Raw genomic sequence first — 793 nt, 5'->3', positions numbered from 1 at the left:
CACTTAGCTACCGGGCAATGCCATTGGCATGACAACCCGAACACCAGTGGTGCGTTCACTCCGGTCCTCTCGTACTAGGAGCAACCCCCCTCAATTCTCCAGCGCCCACGGCAGATAGGGACCGAACTGTCTCACGACGTTCTAAACCCAGCTCGCGTACCACTTTAAACGGCGAACAGCCGTACCCTTGGGACCTACTTCAGCCCCAGGATGTGATGAGCCGACATCGAGGTGCCAAACACCGCCGTCGATATGAACTCTTGGGCGGTATCAGCCTGTTATCCCCGGAGTACCTTTTATCCGTTGAGCGATGGCCCTTCCATTCAGAACCACCGGATCACTAAGACCTGCTTTCGCACCTGCTCGAACCGTCACTCTCGCAGTCAAGCTAGCTTATGCCTTTGCACTAACCTCACGATGTCCGACCGTGATTAGCTAACCTTCGTGCTCCTCCGTTACTCTTTGGGAGGAGACCGCCCCAGTCAAACTACCCACCAGACACTGTCCGCAACCCGGATTACGGGTCTACGTTAGAATATCAAACATTAAAGGGTGGTATTTCAAGGTTGGCTCCGTACGAACTGGCGTCCGTACTTCAGTGCCTCCCACCTATCCTGCACATCAAGGCTCAATATTCAGTGTCAAGCTATAGTAAAGGTTCACGGGGTCTTTCCGTCTTGCCGCGGGTACACTGCATCTTCACAGCGATTTCAATTTCACTGAGTCTCGGGTGGAGACAGCCTGGCCATCATTACGCCATTCGTGCAGGTCGGAACTTACCCGACAAGGAATT

General features: G+C 53.7%; 1 rRNA gene. It reads right to left on the bottom strand.

The features are described 5' to 3' along the window. Positions 1 to 793, bottom strand: a 23S ribosomal RNA gene (locus tag ABD035_RS17555); the annotation flags it as partial.

Origin of the sequence: Tatumella terrea (assembly GCF_039523755.1) — a bacterium.
Lineage (GTDB): Bacteria > Pseudomonadota > Gammaproteobacteria > Enterobacterales > Enterobacteriaceae > Tatumella > Tatumella terrea.
This window is presented reverse-complemented; position numbering and strand designations above follow the sequence as displayed.